Source organism: Geomicrobium sp. JCM 19038, from assembly GCF_000698125.1.
GTDB lineage: Bacteria > Bacillota > Bacilli > Bacillales > Marinococcaceae > Geomicrobium_A.
The window spans coordinates 27,955-51,512 of sequence record NZ_BAXA01000003.1 but is presented as its reverse complement, the minus strand read 5'-3'; the positions used below and the strand labels follow the sequence as shown (position 1 = coordinate 51,512).

Here is a 23,558-nt window from a genome sequence, read left to right as displayed (position 1 = left end):
TACGACTAGGACAATATGCCGAACCGCTTCTGACTCCTCTGTGATATCAAACTGGTAAACAAATGTATAATTTTCGCCTGAACCTCTTTTGGGGCAACGACTTCAAACATGTCTACATCACTTCGAAATGTAAACGCCGTTTCTGATTCGTCGAGATGATTTATGCGATTAATGGAAGTCGTTGATATAGAGCTCGCCTGTTCGGTTGAAAAAGCTACATCACGATCCCCATCAATTGCAATCACTTCAGCTTGATATAACTTTGCTAGTTCCTCAATCTCTCCAAATGAATCAAGCTCTTTAGCTTGAAGTACGGTATTCATTCCTGATTCAATACTCGTAACCGATAATTCAGATTGATAATGTTCCGGGTACATGAAATAAGCATAAACGTAAGCGATCAATAAACTGACAAATAAAACGACGATAAACGTAATAACAATGCGCACATGAAAACGTTGACGCCACAGTAGAAATAACATTTAATTCATCGCCTCGAGTGCATAACCTAGTCCGCGCACAGTTTTTATTGATAACTTTGGTAGATGGCGAATTTTTTCACGTAAACGTTTAATATGTACATCTACCGTTCGATCGTCACCTGTAAAATCAATTCCCCAAATCGATTCTATTAATTGTTCCCTCGTAAAAATCTTCCCTGGAAATTTCGCTAGATGAAAAAGTAACTCACATTCCTTCTTCTTTAAGACCACAACGTCATCGTCTTTCATGACTTGGAGGCGGTCTAAATCTATCGTATACGCTCCAATTGTCGTAACCTGCTGACTCCCACTGTCTGAACGCTTTAGAAGAGCTTTCACTCGTAACGTCATTTCAATCGGATCGAACGGTTTCACTAAGTAATCATCCGTTCCGGCATTAAATCCGTTGATCTTATCTTTAGACTCTCCTTTTGCCGTAATCATTAAGATTGGGATTGACGACTGTTCTCGAATTGATTTCGTTAATTGAATGCCATCAAGTTTCGGCATCATCACATCAATTAATGCTAGTGAGACGTCTTGCTGCTTCATGTACAGTAGTGCTTCTTTCCCATCGCGAGCTTCGATTACTTTATAACTTGCATTTTCTAAGTATAAACGGATTAACTTTCGAATATGTGCATCATCATCAGCAACAAGGATTGTCGTCACATCAACCCCCTCCTTATCCCTTTAGTGTATACCTACAACATGAACTGATTATGACAAATACGAGTGAAAATCGCAAAAAACTGCTTCTGAACCCGAAGCAATCAGATTTAATTCGTATTTTATATTGTAGTTCTATTTAATTTCCAATATAATAGTAATGCAATTCAGAAAATTAAAAGGGGGCATATCATGATTAAATTTCCATTGCGGTTCAGTTATTTGGTAGCGCTTACATCGACATTTGTTTTAGTAGGTTGTGGCATCGACTCTGCAAGTGATGATTTGGACACTTCAGAAGGAGAATCCTTGACAGGAGCAGAGACGATTGATGAGGAAGACTTAGATTCTGACGAAACAGAAGGCTCCTCTGAAAACAATGAGGATGTCATTACGATTGAAGTGGGACATGTTGCTCCACCTAACGAAGCGTATTCAATTGGCATGGAAGCATTTGCCGAACAATTGCTAGAAGAAACAGACGGTATCATCGAACTTTCCATTTACGGTGGGGGCCAGCTTGGTGGTGAGCGGGATATGGTAGAACAAATTACATTCGGAACGTTAGACATGGGGCTAATCACTTCAGGTCCCGTCGGTAATTTCGTACCTGAACTAGCGGTATTAGAAATGCCATTTCTGTTCGAAAGTACCGACCATGTATATGAAACCGTTGACGGTGAAATCGGTGACGAATTACTCGGATATATGGAGAACGCAACATGGTTGGACTCGGAATATGGGAAAACGGTTTCCGTCATTTCTCAAACGATTCGCATCCAATTGTACATCCTGATGATTTATCAGGTCTAACAATGCGTACAATTGAAAATGATATGCATGTTGATACGTACAATGCATTAGGCGCGTCACCAACTCCGATTGCTTGGCCAGAAACGTACTCTTCAATTCAACAAGGAATTGTAGATGGTCTAGATACGTCTTACGGGGTATTTGAAAGTGGGAATCTATTTGAAGTTCAAGACTACTATACTGAAACAAATCTCTATTATGCATCAGCTTACTTAATTATGAGTCAAGACCGATTCGACTCGTTACCTGAAGATATACAAGATACACTACAGACGTTAGGTCGTTCGTTTGCTAGTGAACAGCGAGCCATTAATCAAGATATGGAAGTCGAACAAAAACAACATATGATTGATGAAGGCATGGAAATTGTTGACCATTCCGATGTCGATGTTGAAGCGTTTCGTGAATCGGTTCAGTCTGTGTACGATCGGCATGCTGATTCCTTTGGGGACTATGTTGAGCGCATTACGAATCTAAACCGTTGACAGTTGACAATAGAAGGTAGGGATCAGATTGTGGCACAAAATCATCACGAAAATCAATCGCATCGTTGAAAATATAACTGCTCTCTTGCTTGCACTCATGGTGCTTGCTGTTTTCGTGCAGATCGTTAGCCGAGCGTTATTCAATATGTCGTTTCCTTGGACCGAAGAACTTGCCCGCTACCTAATGATTTGGGTGACGTTTCTCGGTGCTAGTTTTGCTTTTCAATATGGTGCACATATTAGTATCGAGGCTTTCGTTACTAGACTAAAACAACAATGGTCGCAAATTCTTCATGTCATTGTAGCTATTGTCTGTACAGCTTTCTTTTTTATCTTAATCTTAAAAGGTATCGAAATGATGGACCGTTCAATGATACAACGATCGGCGGCACTTGGCATTCCGATGGGCTATGTGTATAGTGTCATCCCACTAAGCGGTTGTTTAATGATTCTTAACCTCATTGACGTCACTATGAAAGCACTTAAGCAGCCAGAACAAACTGATTCAACAAAGAAGGGCATCGAAGGGGTGGAATAAATGGTTATCCTTTTATTTATCGCACTATTCGTATTATTCCTGATCAACGTCCCAATTGCGATTGCCCTCGGCCTTGCATCTGTCATCGTCTTCATTGTAAGTGGACAAACCGATTTAATTACGTTACCTCAACGAATGTTCGCAGCGTTAGACTCGTTTCCATTAATGGCTGCACCTTTCTTCATTCTAGCCGGGAAGTTGATGGAACATGGTGGTATATCACAGCGGATCGTTGACTTTGCCAAAAGCCTTGTCGGTCAATTTCGCGGAGGTTTAGCACACGTTGCAATCGTCTCTTGTTTAATCTTTGCTGCACTATCAGGCTCAGCATCCGCAACGACCGCCGCAGTTGGTGCCATTTTAATCTCATCGATGGTTAAAAACGGTTATGATCGCAATTTCGCAGCTGCGGTTAATGCAGCCGGTGGAACGACAGGAATTATTATTCCACCTAGCGTACCATTAGTGTTGTACGGTGTTTCAGCGGGTACCTCGGTTGGTGCATTGTTCATCGCTGGAATTTTACCAGGCATTATGATTGGCTTGTCGTTAATGCTTGTCGCCTATATCATCTCTAGAATTAAAGGGTACGGAGCCGCCTCAGAACCAACGAACATCAGAAAAATCGGCACGTCATTTAAAGATGCTTTTCTCGCTTTACTCATGCCAGTCATAATACTCGGTGGTATTTATGGTGGCTTTTTCACACCGACCGAAGCCTCGGCAATCGCCGTCGTATATGGGTTTTTAGTCGGCATATTTGTATACAAACAGTTAACACTTGGCGTTATGCGAAAAATACTCGTAGAATCTGCGGTAACTTCGTCAGTAATTATGTTCATCATTTCAACTGCAGCTTTATTTGGAATGATCTTAACACGAGAACAAGTTCCTCAATCGTTCGCAGGTTTGATTATGGACTCAGCGTTATCTCCAATTATGATTATTTTGCTAATCAACGTTATGCTTTTATTAATCGGAACGTTTATGGAAACGATTGCATCTGTTATCATACTCACACCGATACTCCTTCCGATTGTTACTAGCATCGGTATGGACCCGGTACACTTTGGTATCATTATGATCGTTAACTTATCAATCGGTTTGATTACTCCACCGGTTGGTGTATCATTATTTGTTGCAGCACAAGTAGGAGAAACGAAATTCGAAGGTGTCGTACGAGCGGTCACACCATTTCTCTTAATGATGATCATTAACGTGCTCATTGTCACGTTCTTCCCTTTCCTAAGCATGGGCTTACTGCAGTTACGACAATAAAAAAACGATGAATGGCACTTTGGCCGTTCATCGTTTTGTATTATTGTTCATGAACGGTCGGCTTCTTAAGCGTTGCACCCACACGCTGTTTTTTGAGGAGTGGGTATAGCTTTAAGAATACAGGCACAAAAACCGCACCGACGACAATTCCTTTAATTAAGTTAAAAGGTAAAATACCACCTAACACCATCGTAAGCATCATACCGCTAGAAAGATCCATTCCAACGAGCCATACATATGCCGGTAAGAAGATAAAGTAATTTAATACACTAAGAATTACCGTTAAGGACACTGTACCGACACCTATTCCGAGTACGAGACTCTTCGTCGTACGGAAACGACGATAAATGTATGCAATCGGCAAAACGAACGCTAAACTTGCCATAAAGTTCGTAACCATACCAATTGGGTCGCCTGCTCCCATAAACAATGTGTACAATGCAATCTTAACCCCAGCAACTGCAATGCCTGCAACCGGTGAGAATAAAATCGCTGCTAAAAGAACTGGAATCTCACTAAAATCCAAACTCAAAAAGTTTGCCGGTAAAAACGGAATTGGGAAACTAATAAACATAAACGCAGTCCCATCGCACCTAATATTGCGTAACTTACGAGCCGAAACGTCTTTGTTTGTTGATTCATAACACTTCTCTCCCTTCTTCGGTAAAAAAGGGATAACAGAGGCATCATTGTTTTGATGATAAAAACGAGAAAAGCCCCTTTGTTTAAAAACAAAGGGGCTTAAATATCAAAACAAATGATTCGCAAAATAAACATGTATCAACAATTGATACAGGCTTAGAATCGCAAACGATTCTCTGCAATCTTCTCCCATCCAGACTTTACTGTCGGCTCTGGAATTTCACCAGATCAACCACTTAAACATTTAAGCAGCTCACGGACTAATCACAACGATCGTGAATCACCGCCGGTCGGGAATTTCACCCTGCCCCGAAGACCAATTTATTTTATTATGTTTCTATCCTACTGCACTTTATTGATAACGTCAAGTCGTTTACTCGGATTTAATTCTTTTTTCTGAAAAGTCTCAGGCGCGCTCACAGGTTTAGTTTTCATCCAGATGGGTACCCTTTCTAAGACAAAAACGCGCAAGGAGGCATACATGCATATTCGATTTGGGTTTGTTTCTAACGCTTTACATCTCTACGAAGCATCCCCTGCAAAAACGATGACGTTCTCAAGATTCAAATCATTAGATCCAAAGGATGCTCTTTCACAATTACATGCGATTACCGAAGAAAACTTACGTCGCACTCGCCGCATTCTTCTTTACACTGTCGCACAACAAATTCCTTTATATCGTTTTTCTTCATCAATCGTTCCGCTTGCGACTCATGATGATGTCGATTTTGATTATATTACTCCTTTTAAGCACTTATACGAAGAAATTGGCGAAATTGTTAACTCAAATCAATTGCGGACGAGCTTCCACCCGAATCAATTTACGCTATTCACAAGTCCAAAACAGCACGTCACCGATAACGCCATCAAAGACTTAACGTATCATTACGCATTAAGTAAAGCGATGAACCTTCATGAAGATATTCGCATAAACATCCATGTTGGTGGCACCTACAATGATCGATCTGAAGCGATTAAACGTTTTTCACACAATATCCAATCAATTCCTAAAGCGATTGCAAAGCAGATGACATTTGAAAATGATGATAAAACGTATACAACGACTGAAACACTAGAACTATGTGAACGTCACGATTTCCCGATGATGTTTGATTATCATCATTACGTGGCAAATCATGATGAAAATGAAGATTTACACGAACTGCTCCCTCGTCTGTTTAAAACGTGGGAAAGAACTGGTCAACCACCAAAAATTCATCTTTCTTCTCCAAAGTCAGAGAATGCTTTTCGTAGTCATTCAGATTATGTAAGCATCGACTTTATACGTCCATTGCTCGACGTATTAAAATCACTCAACACGTCTGTTGATGTCATGATTGAAGCTAAAGCAAAAGACCGGGCTTGCCTCAAGCTAATTGAAGAAATCACAAAGATTCGCGGATACAAGCGCCATTGTGGTGGTATAGTTTCACGATAAAAAAACTGCGACTGCACGAACGGGCGAACCGTCACCGTCTTTAATTTTAAGTGGTAGCCCAACGAACAAAAACGGTTCTAACTTAGGAAGACTCTCTAACGAGGCTAGATTTGTATAGGTCACAATTTGTTTCTTTAATAGCGCGCGTTCAAGCTTCTCGCTAATTTCACCACCAACAAATGGAGGATGAGCCTTTACAATTTGTTCATAGTGATCCAGATTTACACAATCAGCAAAGAATAATCCCGTTTTTTCTGGAAATGGACGTCGTAGATCGACCCGTACAGCTTGACCGAGGAACTGCTGAAGAGGAATCTCACTTAATGTTAAGCCACTTTCATGCATATGTGAAAATGCATCCACATGTGTGCCCGTATGGCTACCCATTGACAGTTGACGAACGACGTACTCATCTTCACTAAGCGTACAAAACGTATTGATTGTAACTTCTGGATCTCCAGGGTATACATCCATTCCATTATGAATGGTCTGACTTAAATCAATTACCTTCATGCTAATCCCCCAATACGGTGAAACGCCTCGCAAAGCGAGGCGTTTTTAGATGACATCATACCCTTGATCTTCAATTTCTTCTACGATTGCTTGTTTCGAGATCGTTTTTTCGTTGTAGTCGACCCCTACTTGATGCTTGTTCAAATCTACATCAACATTTGTAACACCATCAAGTTGACCGATACTCGTCTCAATTGCCTGTACACAGTGATTACAAGACATTCCTTGTACCGAAAATGTGTCTTTCATATCGATCCCTCCTCTTCTCTATCGTACCACGGACAACACAACGATCAAAAACCTTCCGCTTCTCATGTTCATTTCTTAACGTCTTATGTTCGTTCACCGTTCTTTCATTCATTACTTATAATTAGCTTCGATATACTCACGTACCATTGTTAGTAACAAGACGTGAGGTGAACAAAATGATAACAATTGATCAAGTGTCAAAGTCATACGGAAAAAAACAAGTCATAAAAAACGTATCATTATCAATTCCAGAAGGTTCTTGCTTCGGTCTCGTTGGACCAAACGGAGCGGGAAAATCTACGTTGTTAAAGGTAATTACGATGATTTTGTCAGCAGACCACGGTGAAATTACGATTGCAGGTGAAAGTACGGAACGGAATTCTGCGAAAATTAAACAACAACTCGGTTACGTCCCTCAAGAAATCTGTTTAGAGGAAACGTTAACGGTCGAAGATAATTTAAAATTTTTCAGCCAAGTTTACAATGTTCCTTCTTCCATTCAAAAAGAGAGAATAGATCATGTTCTCAAAACGATTCAATTGGAAGATCGCAAAAAAACGATCGTCAAGCAATTGTCTGGCGGGATGCAGCGCCGTTTAAACATTGGATGCACATTGCTCCACGATCCGATGCTCTTGATTATGGATGAGCCAACTGTCGGCGTCGACCCTAACTCACGAAACGAAATCTATAACGTTGTCAAAACGTTAATCAAATCGAACAAAACCGTGATTTATAGTAGTCACTATATGGAAGAGATTGAGAAACTTTGTGACCTCGTATGTTTTCTCAATCATGGAGAAGTAATCGATATGGATTCTCCACAAACGATTATACAAAACAACTCGACAAAAGCAGTGGAAGTGTCCATTAATGCAAATGACCTCAAACATTTCCAACATTTAGGAGAGCCAAAAGAGAGTAAAAATGGCTATGTATTTCCTAGCGACGATCCATTACAACTCATTCATCAACTGATAGAAACAATGAAAGAACACCGCATTGACGTACACCATTTACAAATGGTGACCCCCTCTTTGGAAGACATCTACTTACAAAAAACAGGTCAGTCATTATCAGAGGAGGGTCAGTCATGAATGCACATTTTTCACTTGAGTTAAAGAAAATGCTCCGAGACAAAGGCTTGGTTTTTTGGACCTTATTGTTACCGATCTTCTTCATTGTCATTTTCGCATCCATTTTCGGCAATCAATCGAGCACAACGTCACTTACACTCCATGTCGTTGTAACTGATTCCACGACGTTAACAGATCCATTCATTGAACAGCTACAGCACATTGACACGATTGACCTTGAACAAATCGATTCAACCCATTCAACAAATGAACTTCTCGAAAGTGGCGACATTTCGACGTTACTTGAAATAAATGGAGAACAGCTAACACTTCATTATGATGGTACACAAGAAGACACCGCTGGCGCTCTGTATGGCATCATTGACAATGTGTCTCAACAACTGCATTTACAAGTAAGCCAACAAAACGTAAGCAATGCTGTTAGTGAGGAAGCCTTCACGGATGAATGGTTTGCAGCACCGTTCCAACTTGAAGCCGTGACAATCGACGACCAGTCTGTTGATGCAATTACACACATCGTACCAGGATACGCGGTTATGTTTACGTTTTTCATCTGTATATCAATGGTATCTTCACTATTAAAAGATCTTCGTCAAGGTATGATTTCAAGACTTGCGACGAGTCCAAAACACCCGTTACATTATTTACTCGGAAAATGGTGTGCATTTATCGTTGTCGTGTTATTACAACTTGTCATTCTTCTAAGTTTCGGATGGCTCGTATACGATGTTCAGATTGGTAATCTTATGGCGATCTTCACACTCTCACTATTTCTTTCAATGACAGCAACTGCCATTGGTTTACTCATTAGCATGGCTGTTCGTTCAGAGAACTCTGGGATCGCCACTACCCAAGTACTCGCTTTAGGAGGAGCTATCGTTTCTGGATTGTGGATGCCGATCGAGTTTATGCCAAATTTCGTCCAACAAGCGAGCGTTTTCTTCCCACAATATTGCTCATCAAGCATATTTAGAAGTCATGGCATCAAGTGGAACACTTGCGAATATTTTTCCTTCATTAGTGATATTGCTAGTGTTTACAATCATTTGCCTAGCAATCGCTCTCTTTCTTTATCCTCGTTTCCTCCGGGATGCGGCTTAACACGATAATACGATGGATATTCACCTTCTGCTCCGTTATACTGTTAGTAGAAGTTGCATGACAGGGAGGTTACGATGATGGATGAGGAAGTAGAAATGATGGAACACGAACATTCCAAACACCCTATTGAACCGAATGCTGATAAAGAACGCATGTTAAAGCGATTACGCCGTGTTGAAGGACAAATCCGCGGATTACAAAACATGGTCCAAGACGATCGCTATTGTGTAGATATATTAATTCAAATTAGCGCAGTTCAAGCTGCTCTAAAGAAAGTCGGGTATTCGCTTTTAGAACACCACGCCAAGACGTGTGTTGTCCATGATATTAAAAACGGCAAAGAAGAAGAAACGTTAAATGAGCTCATGAAAGTCATTGATCAATACGCGAAGTCATAAAGAAAACCTCTGCATGATGCAGAGGTTTTCTTTATGACTTGATTTTTGAAACGAACGTACGATTATTATTGTCTCATGAATTGGCGTTCATCTTCATTTAAACCACAAGCTCCACATTGAATTCGATTATGTGGTCCTTTATAAGGAAGGTGAAACGGATCAAGATCGCTTTGCTCATACGACTGAACAACGTCCCCGTTCTGAGGATCTAATTTCACCGCTTGTGGTGACTGTTCAATAATGTGAAAACGCGTTTTGTTCGTTTTACACGCTGGACATACGTAATGACTCATGAATCATTCCTCCTGTTTTCGTTAAGTTGTCCATAACGACGATTCTCTATCCCATTTGAATTAAAAAAGATCCGTTAGCTCCTCTTAATCATTAACAAACAAAACGTTATAGAGATGACGTACTCACAATAAAAAAGCGACTACTGTTGCTACGCTTTTTGCAAACGTTGCCACAGTGGTCGCTTTTTCAGTACGTATCTTATCCGAGAATATGAGGACCAACAGGTCCTGCTTTTCATCACTCTGGTGCTACAACGACACCACAACCGATTCGATCTCCCGAGTCTCCTGTTGAGCGTGTTTCTTCATCTGCACCTGGTGCATCGCTCTCACTTGATTGGTAGCGATCTGGAATATTCGCGAAATTGTCTCGACCTTCGTGAATAATCAATGATACATCGTTTTCTAATAATTGTTCTGGTGTAAATTGATCAAGCATAAAAGTCGCTTGAGCGGTTCCATCTTCATTTACGTAAAGTGATGGCAAATCGCCTGTATGATGTCCATGATCATGGTCAGACAAAGAGAAGTGACCACCTGCACTCATAAACGGACCTTCCTCTGCATCAACTTCGCACACACCATTTTCATGAATGTGGTACCCATGGAACCCTTCAGGTTTTAAACCTTCTACTTTCGTATGAACGACCGTTTTCCCTTGGCTATCTTGGTAAAAGTTCGCTTCACCAATTTGATCATAATTCGTATTCACAACCTCTGCAACGGCAGTTGGTCTAAGCGGAGCGTGGTCTTGCTGTGTTGCGCTTACTTCATAAGCTTCTTCATTTTCAGGTGCACTTTCGTCATTTGCACAACCCACAATTAACATCGCAAGTAAAACGACTAAGAGCTTCTTCATAAAAACGCCTCCCGTTCGTATACTCGTATCCTTGACACAAACAGGTGGCGTCTATACATGCAAAACTAGTTATTGTTCAAAAGAATAGACTCGTTCTCCATGAATCCACGTGCTAACAAGCGTCGTTGTATAAAGAAACGGATGGCCCGTCCAAATAACAACGTCTGCATCCATTCCCGGATGTAACTCACCGACGTGGTCTTCTAACCCTAAATGCCTTGCAGCGTTAGACGTAATCGCCCGAAACGCGGCGCTTTGTTTTAGTCCCGCTTTTACTGCCTCACTTGCGCTTTGAACTAAATAATTAATGGCGATGACAGGATGATCTGTGGTAATCGCATAGTTCATGTTGCGAAGTTCAAACTCCATCACAGTTTGCCAACCCTTGTTTTTCGTTTCTACTTTAGATTTAGGTGACATCGTCGGACCTACAGAGATGGAAACACCTTGATCTTTCAAGAAATCTGGAATGTAATGACCTTCTGTTCCGTGTTCAAGCGTTAACTTAAACCCAAACTCTTTTTGTAAACGCAGCGCTGTAATAATGTCATCTGCTCGATGAGCGTGTATTCGAAACGGTATTTCCTTACGAAGAACTTTAGCGAGTTGCTCATAGCCTAAATGAACGTCTGCGTTGCCTTGTTTTCGTTTTTCTATGTAATCGATCGCTCCATAAAGTTGCTCACGAAAAACTGCTGCAACACCCATACGTGTAATTGGACGTTTTCCTTTGCCTCCATACACACCTTTAGGGTTTTCTCCTAAAGCTGCCTTCATTCCAGACGGAGACTGAATGACCATTTCATCTAAGATCTCCCCTGCCGTCTTCATCGTAAACATTTCTCCACCTATGACATTTGCACTTCCTGGTAACACTTGAACTGTCGTGACGCCAGATGCTAATGCATGTTGAAAACCTTCTTCACGTGGATTGCACCCGTCAAGCGCTCGGATTTCTGGGGTGGCAGGGTGACTCGTCTCATTAAAGTCAGCACCTTCTTTACCAATTCCTTGTTCACTAACCCCCAAATGCGTATGAACATCAATCAAACCTGGTGTTATGTAACCGCCTCGTACATCGATCTTTGTGACGTCTTCAGGAATCGAATCTTCACCTACAATGTCCACAATTTTTCCTTGATCAATGAGTAAAGCCGAGTCATGAACTTCAGTTCCATCCCCTTTTAAAATCGTTCCATTATAAAAAGCTTTCATATCATCGCCTCCTCTATTATCTAACAATAACAAAAAATTCCCTCAATGAGGGAATTTCTGACGATTAATTTGCGATATTTAATTGTAATTCCTCTTCTAGCATTTCTGCAATGTAACGAAACTCTTGGTCAGTGTCTTTTCCTGTTAATACTGTATAATAGTTCAACGCTTCCATTATTTTTAGTAGTTGGTCAGCCCGTGCTTCCTTGTTCATAACCAGTCCCATCCCCCTTTTCAGCATCATCCTATCACATCCATCGATCAAACTTCTACATATTTGACAAAAAATGTCTGTATATTTATCTTTTTTACAACATTCGACAAAATAGATTGCTCAACTGAGGACAAGAAGAAAGTCACACATCAAAAAACCGTATTCTGCTACTAGTAGCAGAATACGGTTACAATATTGTACTCAAACGAGTCATAGATCACTTATGGTGTCCCGTACTGGGCTCGAACCAGTGACCTCCACCCTGTCAAGGTGGCGCTCTCCCAACTGAGCTAACGGAACATTATCAGCGACAACTATATTATATGATAGATTCTAAACACTGTCAACATCTTCCTCCCGGAAAAACAGGTCATTATTACTGGTTTGTTTTCATAGGTATAAGGGTACTTTTTAATAAGGCCAAACCGCCAGGAGGTACGTAATGCTTTGGACAATCATTCTCGTGATTATCGTATTATGGCTATTAGGCTTTATCGCTGATGTTGCAGGCAACCTTATTCATATTTTACTCGTCGTTGCACTCGTTATTTTTATATTTCAATTATTAACAGGACGAAGGTAAAGAAAGACCGTCAATTTTGACGGTCTTTCTTTATGAGAACCTTCCACCTTTCTTCTTTTTCAATTGGTTCATTTTAGCAGAGATTCTTGCTTTTTGATTTGCGGTTTCTTCTTGATTAATTGCAATGTCTACAATTTGATCGTTCGTAATTTGAACGTCAAGAACTGCACCATCTGTAGCCTCTTCAGGTAACTCATCTGCTTTTACATGATATTCTTGTTCACTCTTCCCGACTAATAAGACTGCAATCCCGTCTTCAATACGATCTAGAACAGCACGCTCTTCTGTAATCGCTCATCCCTCCTAATCATCAAAGCAAGCCAACCCTTGTTGCTCAATCGATGTAAGGTGTTCCTGTCCAATTCCTTCAATCCGTAGAAAATCTTCATAAGATGTGAAAGGTCGCAAGTTTAGAATCTGTTCTGCTCTTGCAGGGCCGATTTGGCTAATTTCTTGTAACTCTTCAACAGTCGCACGATTCACAGCTACCATACCAGCGTAACACGTACCGGCGTCTTTTTCTTCACTTGCTTGTACTGAATAATCACGACCGTTTGTCTTTACGACAATATTGCCTGAAACGTCTGTTCCATACACATTTGCACCAATCCCATCTAGACGATTTAGCACGTCATCATGTGGATGGTCAAATGGATTTCCTTCACCTGCAGAATAGATCGCTAAACTCGGTTCCACTTCATTAAGAAACGCTTCACTATTGGATGAGCTTGAACCGTGATGTGATACTTTGAGTACATCACTTTGTAAGGAAGCATCACGTTTTAGAAGTTCATTTTCTGCCCCTTCTTCAATGTCACCTGTAAATAAAAAACTTTGGTCACCATAAGCGACTTTAATGACGAGCGAGTTATTGTTTTTGTGTTCTGTAAGTGTTTCAGGATGGAGTACGGTAAACGATGCATTCCCATAGATTTCTGAGTCACCGTGTCTCGGTTCTTCATAGGTAACATCTGCATTAAGGATTGAATCTACAACTCGTTCAAATGTCGCAGTCGTGTGGTCATCCCCGTTCATCCATACTTCTTTTACATTAAATCCTTCAATAATTTTATCCATTTGTCCGATGTGATCAGCATGAACGTGGGAGCCGATTAATAAATCAATTTCGGTTACGTTTTGTTCTTCTAAATAATCAACAACATCCGTTTGATCGTGTCTACCTGTATCAATGAGAGCTGTGAAATCTTCCGAATGCAAAAGCGTCGCATCTCCTTGACCGACATCAATAAAATGAATATACAAATCCGGCAATTCATACTGCCCTCGGTTTGGATAACGTCCATCACCATCATCATAGGCAGAATTCAAATTCAAGTATTGCAAGCGACCTAGTTCATCATCAGGGATTACATCTGGTGATGCTTCTTGGCAACCTACAGCTGTCATTAAGACGAGCAGAAAAAATAGGAATACTATACGTTTCATCATCTCACCCTTCTCGTTTTTGTTAGTGTTTTCTTGCGAGAAGGGATTTATCCTCATAGATGACAAACGTTAACAGGGAACATTTCCCGCTACTTCAGACGATTCTTTTGATTCATCAGTTCTTGGAACTTCTGATCTAATAATGCTTTTTCCTCTTCATCAACTGTTGTCGCAAGTCGACTTAACGTCTCTGTAATTTGCAAGTCTAATTGCATGTGGTCCATTGTCTCTAGCTCTTGTGTAGTTTCTACGTGATGCACATCTTTTACCCTGCTTCATCTTTACTTAAATCGAGCGTATGACTCGCAACTTCATCAATAAATTGGCGATCATGAGTGACAAAAACGATCGTTCCTGGGAAAGCGATCAATAATTCTATAAGCGCTTCTTTAGCAGCGTAATCAAGGTAGTTCGTCGGTTCATCTAGAAACAAAACATTGTGCTCGCCGAGTAACGTCATAATGAGTGACAACTTCACCCGCTCACCGCCACTTAGATAAGCGGCTCTTTGATGCACTACATCACCACGGAATTGTAGACGAGCCAAAACCGTACGTACAAACGACTCTTCATAAGGACTATGATCTAGCGCATTTTCTAAAATCGTACGATCTCCATCAACCTGCTCTTGATGCTGATCAAAATAACCGATATTCGCTGCTTTACTAACCGAAAAGCGTGCTCGGTCTTTATACATGTTACGCAGTAACGTCGTCTTCCCAATCCCATTTTCACCAATAATTGCTAGTCTTTCTCCACGTTGAACGTGCCCTGATAGCTTTTTAGCTACATTCTGATTTGGAATTATTAATTGCTGATCTTGAAATTGCACCACGTATTTTGCATTTAGCGGCGTAAACTGCGCAGCATTAAAGACGAGCGCTGCTTCAGTTTTAGGTTTTTCTTTCACTTCTAGTTGTTGTATTCTTGAATCAATTGCTTTTCCTGCCCGATTTAACTTTGCTTTTGTTTCACCAGCGCTACGCTTATGAAGGCGTGCCTCTGAATTCCCCATCCGTGAAGGAGCTTTTTTTACAGAAGCCGACTTTTTCTTTACCCCTTCAATCGATTGTTGCAGCCGCTTCTTTTCTTTTACATATTGATCATATTGAAAGGCTTGCTCGTCAATCCTCTCGCGTTTTTGCTTTTTGTACGCATCATAATTGCCCGTGAATGCCGTCAACTTCCCATCGTCTAATTCCCAAATCGTCGTGCAAATGTTATTTAAAAACGCGATATCATGAGACGTAATGATAACGGTACGAGTTTCATTAACGATTTGTTCTTCTAATTGTTCAATGCCAGTTACATCAAGATGGCTTGTCGGTTCATCCATAATGAGAAGTTCTGCCTCCGTTGCAAACGCATGTGCAATCTTCAAACGAGTCTTCTCACCACCACTGTTCGGCGTCTGTGGTACATTCCACAAATGTCTTTCTTTGTGCTCAGCTTCCAAACTAGGCAGATCATCTTCTTGAGGTACAAAAGCGGACGTACCTTTAAGAATGACTTCACCTTGGTCAACAGATTTCATGTTGGCTAGCAATTGTAATAAAGTCGTCTTTCCAACACCATTCTTGCCGACCAACCCAATTCGTTCACCTTCATATACGTGCAACTGTTCAATTGAGAATAATGATTTCCCTTTGACTGAGTAACTTAAATGATTTGCTCTTAATAACAAAAAAATCCCTCCAGCGTTGCCTAGAGAGAGTTTAATCCATTATAAACGTACACGAATAAAACAAACGCAAAATCACGTTTGAATTCATTTCTTTCACTTTATTGGAAAGGGTACATTTGGGCAGACTAATCCTATCTCTAGACATCATTCATACATATTTGTATTACTATTGTCTGTTTGTAATAGAATTAGTTCCACATTCGACGTTGTACCTTTCCTTTCTTAGATTTAGCTAAAGCATGCCATACTGCTAATTTATTGTCAACGGTTCTTCAAGATCATCACAAGTCTCGTTAAGTGCATTGCAACGATTAACGCGTATGCAACGAGCATAACCACATCTAACACGAGTGGATTGTCAAAATCGACATAAAGAAGGACGAGCACCAACCCTCCGAATATGATAAATACATTAAACAATCCAAACCGATTTAACACATCCATGAAACGTCTCCTCACCCAATTCTTTGAAAAATTATAACTGTTCCCACAACGAGAATAAAAAAAGCTACGAGCAACACGAAATTCATGTTCAAGAAATGCTCCTCCTTCATTCACTGCTATACCTACTACTTTATCGAACAAGCCAACAAAAACGTAGTCATTTGTCTTGCGTAATTCTTACAGTTTTGCAACAAAGTAAAAACGCACACATCGCGTGTACGCTTACTTTTCGAGTTGCCTCGTTTGAAATGCTTGCTTTATTTGGTCTGCCTCTTCTTGTAATCGTTTAAGTTCGTTCCTGATGTCGTGAATTTCGTATTCCAAAGCGTATAACTCCCATGTCAATACGACCACACTGATCCTCCTTGATTTCTGGCTCAGTGTATATTATACGCTTGTAACCAACTTGTAAAAAGATGTAATTAGTTTGAATTCGAAATGTTAAACTATCATACGTTTGTAACATTAGTAATCAAAAGTCTGTATAATACTGCTGAAATTCATAGTCTCTAGCTTGTTTTAGGAATAAGGACTTGCTTTGCAATTTCTTTCCCTATTTCTAAAGATGCAGTAGCAGCAGGGATGGTGCGTTGCAAACATGAAGTGAACGCTTCCCATTCACTAAATGAAAATCATCAACCATTTTCCCTTCAACAGTGAGTGCTTGTGCACGAACCCCACTTGGCGCTTTAACGAGATCTTCTTTTTGCACCTCTGGAATAAGACGTTGCAAGCTTTTTACGAACTCATCTTTATTGTAGGAACGAACCATTTCACCGATGCCCGTTTTCATATATTTGCGGGCAATTCGCCAAAAGCCTCCGTATGTTAACACTTCAGACAAGTCTTTCGCGTTAAAGTCCGTCTTGTTATACCCTTCACGTTTAAACGACAAAACAGCATTTGGTCCTGCATCAACTTCTCCATCAATCATACGCGTAAAGTGAACCCCTAAAAACGGGAATTCTGGGTTAGGTACTGGGTAAATGAGGTTATTGACGAGATAGCGTTTTTCGGGCTTCAACTTATAATACTCTCCGCGAAATGGCACAATCTTCATATCTAGATGATAACCCGCCATCTTGGCAATACGATCACTTTGAAGGCCCGCACAATTAATGAGGTAATGAGAATGATACGTTTTGTTGTTCGTTCTAACCGTAACAGACTGATTACTTTCTACAATGGATGTCACTTCTTCACTTAGGTGAATGTCGCCACCGCTAACTCTAATTAATTCTGATAATTTCACAGATACGTGTTTGTAGCTAACGATTCCAGCGGTCGGAACGCGAATAGCTTTAATACCATTAACGTGAGGTTCGATCTCTTTTAACTGCTTCTCATCTAGAAGTTCAACATCAAGACCGTTCGTTCTTCCTCGCTCATATAGATTCTCTAAATTTGTTAACTCAGATTCATCTGTTGCGACAATGACTTTGCCACATATATCCACATCTACGTCATGTTCTTGACAAAATGCACGCATTGACTCGCTACCAGCTTTTGCAAACTTTGCTTTATAGCTGCCAGGTTTGTAATAAATACCTGAATGGATGACACCACTGTTATGACCAGTTTGGTGTGAGGCTACTTCTTTTTCTTTTTCGATGACTTGAACCTTTAAGTTAGGATTGTTGTTTAGAAGGTTGTAAGCAACGCTTAAACCGACAATTCCTCCCCCAATAATTGTGTAATCATACATGTTATCCCTCTCCTATAAACAAGATTCTGCGATGACTTCAACGAGGTGTTTCACTTGAATTTGATGACTCATTCCTTCACGCTCAACACCCATTTTCATTTGTAAATGACACCCTGGATTTGTCGTAATAATCAAATCCGGTTTCGCACTGACGACCGCTGGCATTTTGTAATCTAAAATGTCCATTGACGCTTCGTAATTCACGATGTTGTAGATCCCTGCTGAACCACAGCAAAGGTCTTGTTTGTCCATTGGCACATAATTTAATCCAGGGACTTTAGCGATTAACTCCAACGGTGCATCGACATTTTTTTGAACATGAGTCATGTGACAAGACGGTTGATAGACAGCTGTATGATGAACGTGATGATTATATGTTAGATTGCTTTGTGCCAACACCATAGAAATGTCCGCATGTTTTTTGGAAAATCGTTCTGCACGCTCTTTCCAAGCGGGCTCATCTTTAAGTAGATGATCATACTCAACGAGCATCGCACCACAGCCACCGATACTTGACACGATGTAATCAAACGATCCGCTTTCAAAGGCTTCAATGTTTTTCTTTGCTAACTGACGTGCCGTTTTGAGATCTCCACCGTGCGACTGAAGCGCACCGCAACACGATTGGTCTTTGACAACCGTTACATGAACACCAGCTTTTCGTAACAGTTGAATGGCTTGGTCATTAATCGTCGAAAACATCGTATCCATTAAGCAACCGAGAAAATACGCGACTTTAACGGTTCCCGGTAGTGCGTCTTCTTCGTAAGCTTTCTTTTCTTTAGAACGCTCCGCCTTCGGTATAATTGATTCAAAAGCTGCCATTCCTTTAGGAAGTACCACATTTAAAATACCCGTTTTTCGTGCAGCAAATTGCAAAGGTAGTCGTTGATAAGACAATAAGCCGAACTTTGCTATTGCAAGCATTGATGAATGAGGAAGTAGCTTTTCAAAAAGTGCGCTTTCAATGAACTGTTCACGTTTTGAACGTTTCGTTTCTATGCGCAAAACTTCTTTTGCTGACTCTAAGATCGATCCATATTGAACATTGGTCGGACATGCGGTTTCGCATGCACGGCAACCGAGACACATGTCAATCGGCTCTTTTAAATCGTCGTAACTAATCTTACCTTCAGCTGCCATTTTCACGAGATTTATTCGCCCTCTTGGACTATGCGTTTCTTTGTTCATCGTTTGATACGTCGGGCAAGCTGGCAAACAGTATCCGCATTGAACACAATCAAACGTCTCTTGATAGGCAAGTCTTTTATCAACCATCGCGTAACACCAACTTCTGGCCTTTTTCAGGAAAAATCTTTCCTGGGTTTAAGATGTTATTCGGATCAAAGCTCTCCTTTACTGTCTTCATCATTGCTAAACCTTTTGCTCCGAGTTCCATTTCCATAAACGGTGCTTTCATCGTGCCAATTCCGTGCTCTCCAGATAATGTGCCACCGAGTTCAATCGCAGCTTCAAAGATCTCTCCTACAGCTTTTTCTACACGTTTCATCTCTTCTTCATCGCGAACATCCGCAATAATATTCGGATGAAGATTGCCATCTCCAGCATGGCCAAACACAACAAGATCGATGTTATTCGCGTTTTTAATCTCTTTTAAAATACGAAACATCTCTGGAATCTTACTTCTTGGAACGGTCGCATCTTCTGAGATTTTCGTAGGTTTCACTTGCACGATCGCAGGAGAAACGAGTTTTCTTGCTTGCCAAAACTTACTCGCTTCCTCAGCGCTTTTCGCAATTTGTACGTCCCTTGCCCCATTCTTCAAACAACACTCTCGCACTTGCTCAGCTTCTTCTTCAATGGCTAGTGGGTGTCCGTCAATCTCAATTAAAAGTAGTGCCTCGACATCAATTGGCAGCCCTGTCGGTTGATATGCTTCGACAGCTTTTATTGAAGCTTGATCCATAATCTCAAGCTTTGAAGGGGTAATGCCTTCACGTAAGATCGCACTAATGGCTTTTCCAGAATCAATGAGATCGTCAAATAAAACGAGCATCGTTTTATTTGCTTTTGGACGGGGGACGAGTTTTAGTGTTGCTTCTGTAATAACTGCAAGTGTGCCTTCTGAACCGACAATTAGTTTCGTTAAATCATAACCGGTGACGTTTTTGACCGTTTGACCTCCGGTACGAATAATATCACCATTTGCGGTGACAATTTCTAGGCCAAGTACGTAGTCTTTCGTTACACCGTACTTTAAACCTCTAGGTCCCCCAGCATTTTCGGCGAGGTTGCCCCCGATGGTTGAGACATTCATACTACTCGGATCTGGGGGATACATCATTGAAAACGCTTTTGCAGCTTCATCGATATGACTCGTAATCACCCCTGGGGAAACGACTGCAATCATATCATCAGGATAAATCTCTAATCGATCGTCCCATTGAGAGAAATCTAAGACGACGCCACCATACACCGGAATTGGGCCACCACTTAACGATGTCCCTTGGCCTCTTGGATACACAGGAACATGTAATTCATTCGCGAGCGTAACAATCTCTGAAACTTCTTCTGTAGCTGTCGGTTGTATGACAACTTCAGGGATGTGATGTCCGAACGAAGCGTCATAAGCATATGACGCACGATCAGACAGTGACGTTAAAATCCGACTTTCATTGATGAGCTGTTTCGCTCGTAACCTTTGAACGAGTTCTGTTGCGTTACGGTTCTCATTCATCCTATATTCATCCTTTTTTAATCCAGACTCGTATCACCTAGTTTTTTACGAACATTCGTAATGTGTGTATTCATTGCTTCCCTAGCACCTGACGCATCCTTTTTTTGTATAGCTAAAAATACGTTTTCGTGTTCTTTATACACGTCTCTACGCTTCTCGGTTTTTCCAACATTAAATCGAAGTGAATACTCAATCGCTTGATTTAACAGCTCACCGATGTTTTCAAGTGATGACACGAGAAAGGGATTCTTTGATGCACGTACAATTTCATAGTGAAAATGCGTATCCGCTTCACTACCAATGACCGTTTCATCTTGTACCGTTTCTTTAAATTGTAATAAGGCGGTTTCTAAGCGAATAAGATCACGTTCATTTGCACGAGTCGCCGCTAGTGCCGCCGCTTCTGTTTCAATGATGTGACGCATTTCTAGGAGGGAATGTACTTCCTCCATAGAAACGAGTCCCATTTTCAAATTCGAGAGCATATCGACGAGCTTTACATCTTTCACCCATCTGCCGCCACCTTGTTTCGATTCAATGACACCTGCTGCAGTTAATACGCTTAATGCTTCACGAATCGGTGAACGACTGACTTGAAATAAGTCAGAAAGTTCTTGTTCAGAAGGTAGTTTCACACCTCGACGATACGGTTCTTCCTGAATCATTTCTTTTAATTGTTCTAACACTTGTTGTGAAATGTGTTTTCGCTCGATAAAAACTTTGCTCATTAGATCACACCTTTTAGGATGTCATGTTTACTGCTGCCTCACGTTTTGAACGCATCATATGCCAAGCCATCGTTATTCCAATTAGAATAAATCCGATGACATTCGTCATCATACCTGGAGCAATTAAAAGAATTGCACCAACGAAGAAAGTAATTTTTTCTATTAATTGCAAATCCGTTGATAGATAGCCACTTAAAGCGACAGCCATCGCGAACACTCCGATTACACATGTCACAACCGTGGTTGTAATTGTCAGAGCATTCACTGAGTGTGTACTTGTCTCTTGTAGGACCATCACTGGGTTGTACGCAATCATAAACGGAATGATAAACCCTGGTAAAGCTAACTTTACAGATGTCCAAGACGTCTTCATTGCATCTGCACCTGCAATACCCGCTGCTGTGTAAGAAGCCAGTGCTACCGGCGGTGTAATATTTGAAAGTGCACCGAACCAGAATACGAAGAAATGCGCTGCAATTGGGTTAATGCCCATTTCAATAAGTGCTGGTGCTGCAGTTACTGCAACGACGATGTATAGAGCTGTAGAAGGAAGACCCATACTTAATACGATACACGTAACCATGACGAGTAATAACGCAATCCAAAGCATGCCGTTTGCTGCATTTAAGACATTGTATGCAATCGCTGATCCAAGTCCTGACATTGTGACAACAGCGATAATGATACCAATGGACGCACACGCAAGCCCTACTTGAACAGAACTTTTAGCCCCGCCAATAAACGCTTCTTTAACTTTTGAAAGGTTTACTCGTGTTTCTTTATCTTTCGTTAACCAACTTGCAACAATTACTGAAATAATTCCAGCAAAGCCTGCAAATAACGGTGTATATCCTGCAAGTAACGTCCCAATTACGATGAGAATCGGAAATAGCAAAACTCCTCGTTCTTTTAACACCGTCCACACTTGTGGAATAGAGTCTTTACTCATCCCTTTTAGCCCTTGCTTCTTCGCTTCTAAATCAATCGCAAACACGAGGGCAATAAAATACAAGAATGTCGGGATAATTGCCGCAAATACAACGGTTGCATAAGGCACCCCAAGAAACCCTGCCATAATAAATGCGGCTGCACCCATGATCGGAGGCATCATCATACCACCAGTAGATGCCGTTGCTTCAACGGCGGCTGCATAGTTGCGCTTTAAACCCACTTGCTTCATTAAAGGAATTGTAAACGCACCTGTTGTTGCAACGTTTGCCACTGCACTACCATTTAATGAACCAGTTAGTGCACTAGAAATAACAGCCACTTGAGCTGGTCCACCACGTCGTTGACCAGCAACAGCAATGGCTAAGTCATTAAATAACTTCGAAGCTCCACTAACACTTAAAAATGCTCCAAACAAAATAAAGATTACGATATACGTAGAGGCAATTGACAACGTTAACCCAAAGACACCTTCTGTTGTCATATACACTCTATAAAGCAAACGTTCAATGCTGAACCCTGCGTGACCGAACATCCCTGGAAAATAAGGACCAAAAACAGCATAAATCATCGCCGCGCCAGCTAAAATTGGAATGAATGTTCCGAGTGTTCTTCTTGACGCTTCAAGTAGTAGAAGTACTGTAATGATTGCAAAAACATAATCAATTGGAATCGCTTGTGAAACGCGATCAATATGGATCGTCGTATAAAAAATTAAAATATAACCTGTTCCTATTATACTAATAATTGCTAGTGCAAGGTCGATTTTTGTGAATCTTTTCATATTTCCTTTTTTACGAGCTGGATACAACAGAAACGCTAAAATAAGTAATAATGCCAAGAAGATAATGTTTCGATAAATCTCTTGAATGTTCATTAGACTATTTACGTAAATGGCGAACCCAGATAAAAGTATTGCAATAACAGCCATCGTTTTGTATTGCCAACCTTTTAACTGTCTTCCCATCATTGCTTGGTCTTGCTCAACGTCTTTTTCTTTTACTTCAGTCGCATCATTTACAGCCATCACATGTCCCC

26 protein-coding genes, 1 tRNA gene, 2 pseudogenes and 1 riboswitch are annotated in these 23,558 nt (G+C 40.8%); of the genes and pseudogenes, 8 read left to right on the top strand and 21 right to left on the bottom strand.

Going from position 1 to position 23,558, the window contains the following annotated elements; translation table 11 throughout:
- Positions 1-5 precede the first annotated feature (5 nt).
- Positions 6-482, bottom strand: a complete 477-nt coding sequence (locus JCM19038_RS05045) for a hypothetical protein (protein WP_042415300.1) — start codon at positions 480-482, stop codon at positions 6-8.
- Positions 483-1,154: a response regulator transcription factor gene (locus JCM19038_RS05040; protein ID WP_042415297.1), complete on the bottom strand. Its 672-nt coding sequence runs from the start codon at positions 1,152-1,154 to the stop codon at positions 483-485.
- 189 nt (positions 1,155-1,343) lie between these two features.
- On the opposite strand from JCM19038_RS05040, the pseudogene dctP reads away from it, so the two are divergent.
- The 3 genes and pseudogenes from dctP (at position 1,344) to JCM19038_RS05025 (ending at position 4,265) form a co-directional block, all read left to right on the top strand.
- Positions 1,344-2,449: pseudogene (dctP, locus tag JCM19038_RS25350) on the top strand (TRAP transporter substrate-binding protein DctP).
- 28 nt (positions 2,450-2,477) lie between these two features.
- Positions 2,478-2,987 carry a TRAP transporter small permease gene (locus JCM19038_RS05030; RefSeq protein WP_042415294.1) on the top strand — a complete coding sequence of 170 codons (510 nt, stop codon included), beginning with the start codon at positions 2,478-2,480 and terminating at the stop codon, positions 2,985-2,987.
- Positions 2,988-4,265, top strand: coding sequence for a TRAP transporter large permease (locus tag JCM19038_RS05025; RefSeq protein WP_042415291.1), 1,278 nt, complete (start codon positions 2,988-2,990; stop codon positions 4,263-4,265).
- 40 nt (positions 4,266-4,305) lie between these two features.
- On the opposite strand, the gene JCM19038_RS05020 is transcribed toward JCM19038_RS05025, so the two are convergent.
- Complete coding sequence (locus tag JCM19038_RS05020; RefSeq protein ID WP_052361095.1) at positions 4,306-4,839, bottom strand: ECF transporter S component; 534 nt, start codon at positions 4,837-4,839, stop codon at positions 4,306-4,308.
- A gap of 245 nt (positions 4,840-5,084) precedes the next feature.
- A riboswitch (FMN riboswitch) is annotated at positions 5,085-5,228 on the bottom strand.
- Positions 5,229-5,388: 160 nt separating this feature from the next.
- Here JCM19038_RS05020 and uvsE point away from each other — a divergent pair.
- A complete protein-coding gene (gene uvsE, locus JCM19038_RS05015) occupies positions 5,389-6,345 on the top strand; it encodes a UV DNA damage repair endonuclease UvsE (RefSeq protein ID WP_042415289.1) in 957 nt (318 codons plus the stop codon).
- Here the strand turns inward: uvsE and JCM19038_RS05010 are convergent.
- Complete coding sequence (locus JCM19038_RS05010; protein ID WP_042415287.1) at positions 6,337-6,858, bottom strand: cyclase family protein; 522 nt, start codon at positions 6,856-6,858, stop codon at positions 6,337-6,339. The genes uvsE and JCM19038_RS05010 overlap by 9 nt on opposite strands.
- A 45-nt stretch (positions 6,859-6,903) precedes the next feature.
- Positions 6,904-7,107 (bottom strand): copper chaperone CopZ, encoded by a 204-nt coding sequence (copZ, locus tag JCM19038_RS05005; RefSeq protein ID WP_042415286.1) that lies wholly within the window; start codon positions 7,105-7,107, stop codon positions 6,904-6,906.
- A 176-nt stretch (positions 7,108-7,283) separates the two neighbouring features.
- Between copZ and JCM19038_RS05000 the strand changes: the two genes are divergently transcribed.
- The 3 genes from JCM19038_RS05000 (at position 7,284) to JCM19038_RS04990 (ending at position 9,703) form a co-directional block, all read left to right on the top strand.
- Complete coding sequence (locus JCM19038_RS05000; protein WP_042415284.1) at positions 7,284-8,204, top strand: ABC transporter ATP-binding protein; 921 nt, start codon at positions 7,284-7,286, stop codon at positions 8,202-8,204.
- Positions 8,201-9,313, top strand: coding sequence for an ABC transporter permease (locus JCM19038_RS20390; protein ID WP_052361094.1), 1,113 nt, complete (start codon positions 8,201-8,203; stop codon positions 9,311-9,313). The genes JCM19038_RS05000 and JCM19038_RS20390 overlap by 4 nt, the downstream gene beginning before the upstream one ends.
- 66 nt (positions 9,314-9,379) lie before the next feature.
- Positions 9,380-9,703, top strand: coding sequence for a metal-sensing transcriptional repressor (locus JCM19038_RS04990; protein ID WP_373902440.1), 324 nt, complete (start codon positions 9,380-9,382; stop codon positions 9,701-9,703).
- A gap of 65 nt (positions 9,704-9,768) precedes the next feature.
- Here JCM19038_RS04990 and JCM19038_RS04985 read toward each other — a convergent pair whose 3' ends face one another.
- From JCM19038_RS04985 to JCM19038_RS04970, 5 genes are all read right to left on the bottom strand, one after another.
- Positions 9,769-9,996: a hypothetical protein gene (locus JCM19038_RS04985; RefSeq protein WP_042359873.1), complete on the bottom strand. Its 228-nt coding sequence runs from the start codon at positions 9,994-9,996 to the stop codon at positions 9,769-9,771.
- A gap of 238 nt (positions 9,997-10,234) precedes the next feature.
- Positions 10,235-10,855 carry a superoxide dismutase family protein gene (locus tag JCM19038_RS04980; protein WP_042359874.1) on the bottom strand — a complete coding sequence of 207 codons (621 nt, stop codon included), beginning with the start codon at positions 10,853-10,855 and terminating at the stop codon, positions 10,235-10,237.
- Positions 10,856-10,924: 69 nt separating this feature from the next.
- Positions 10,925-12,070: an amidohydrolase gene (locus JCM19038_RS04975; protein WP_042415280.1), complete on the bottom strand. Its 1,146-nt coding sequence runs from the start codon at positions 12,068-12,070 to the stop codon at positions 10,925-10,927.
- 64 nt (positions 12,071-12,134) lie between these two features.
- Positions 12,135-12,284, bottom strand: coding sequence for a hypothetical protein (locus JCM19038_RS22635; protein ID WP_193745045.1), 150 nt, complete (start codon positions 12,282-12,284; stop codon positions 12,135-12,137).
- A gap of 224 nt (positions 12,285-12,508) precedes the next feature.
- A tRNA-Val gene (locus tag JCM19038_RS04970) sits at positions 12,509-12,584 on the bottom strand.
- A 142-nt stretch (positions 12,585-12,726) separates the two neighbouring features.
- On the opposite strand from JCM19038_RS04970, the gene JCM19038_RS22225 reads away from it, so the two are divergent.
- Positions 12,727-12,867 (top strand): lmo0937 family membrane protein, encoded by a 141-nt coding sequence (locus tag JCM19038_RS22225; protein ID WP_152549339.1) that lies wholly within the window; start codon positions 12,727-12,729, stop codon positions 12,865-12,867.
- Positions 12,868-12,897: 30 nt separating this feature from the next.
- On the opposite strand, the gene JCM19038_RS25345 is transcribed toward JCM19038_RS22225, so the two are convergent.
- The 11 genes and pseudogenes from JCM19038_RS25345 to JCM19038_RS04930 form a co-directional block, all read right to left on the bottom strand.
- Positions 12,898-13,158, bottom strand: coding sequence for a DUF3006 domain-containing protein (locus JCM19038_RS25345; RefSeq protein WP_081831646.1), 261 nt, complete (start codon positions 13,156-13,158; stop codon positions 12,898-12,900).
- 12 nt (positions 13,159-13,170) lie between these two features.
- A complete protein-coding gene (locus JCM19038_RS04965; RefSeq protein WP_052361092.1) occupies positions 13,171-14,316 on the bottom strand; it encodes an MBL fold metallo-hydrolase in 1,146 nt (381 codons plus the stop codon).
- A gap of 86 nt (positions 14,317-14,402) precedes the next feature.
- Complete coding sequence (locus JCM19038_RS22630; RefSeq protein WP_193745044.1) at positions 14,403-14,573, bottom strand: hypothetical protein; 171 nt, start codon at positions 14,571-14,573, stop codon at positions 14,403-14,405.
- Between the two features lie 5 nt (positions 14,574-14,578).
- The gene (abc-f, locus tag JCM19038_RS04960; RefSeq protein WP_052361091.1) at positions 14,579-15,997 is read right to left on the bottom strand and encodes a ribosomal protection-like ABC-F family protein; all 1,419 of its coding nucleotides are present in this window, start codon (positions 15,995-15,997) and stop codon (positions 14,579-14,581) included.
- A 261-nt stretch (positions 15,998-16,258) separates the two neighbouring features.
- On the bottom strand, positions 16,259-16,441 hold the full coding sequence (locus tag JCM19038_RS04955; RefSeq protein ID WP_042415279.1) for a hypothetical protein: 183 nt from the start codon (positions 16,439-16,441) through the stop codon (positions 16,259-16,261).
- A 222-nt stretch (positions 16,442-16,663) separates the two neighbouring features.
- Positions 16,664-16,795 carry a hypothetical protein gene (locus JCM19038_RS24275; RefSeq protein ID WP_255343347.1) on the bottom strand — a complete coding sequence of 44 codons (132 nt, stop codon included), beginning with the start codon at positions 16,793-16,795 and terminating at the stop codon, positions 16,664-16,666.
- Between the two features lie 155 nt (positions 16,796-16,950).
- A pseudogene (gene lhgO / locus JCM19038_RS04950) lies at positions 16,951-18,146 on the bottom strand (L-2-hydroxyglutarate oxidase).
- A 12-nt stretch (positions 18,147-18,158) separates the two neighbouring features.
- Complete coding sequence (locus JCM19038_RS04945) at positions 18,159-19,424, bottom strand: (Fe-S)-binding protein (protein WP_042415276.1); 1,266 nt, start codon at positions 19,422-19,424, stop codon at positions 18,159-18,161.
- Complete coding sequence (locus tag JCM19038_RS04940; RefSeq protein ID WP_042415275.1) at positions 19,417-20,844, bottom strand: FAD-binding oxidoreductase; 1,428 nt, start codon at positions 20,842-20,844, stop codon at positions 19,417-19,419. Before JCM19038_RS04940 ends, JCM19038_RS04945 begins: the two co-directional genes overlap by 8 nt.
- A gap of 17 nt (positions 20,845-20,861) precedes the next feature.
- Positions 20,862-21,572, bottom strand: a complete 711-nt coding sequence (locus JCM19038_RS04935; RefSeq protein ID WP_042415273.1) for a FadR/GntR family transcriptional regulator — start codon at positions 21,570-21,572, stop codon at positions 20,862-20,864.
- Between the two features lie 13 nt (positions 21,573-21,585).
- Entirely contained in the window at positions 21,586-23,547 is a 1,962-nt protein-coding gene (locus tag JCM19038_RS04930; protein ID WP_042415271.1) for a TRAP transporter permease, read from the bottom strand.
- Between the last annotated feature and the right edge of the window lie 11 nt (positions 23,548-23,558).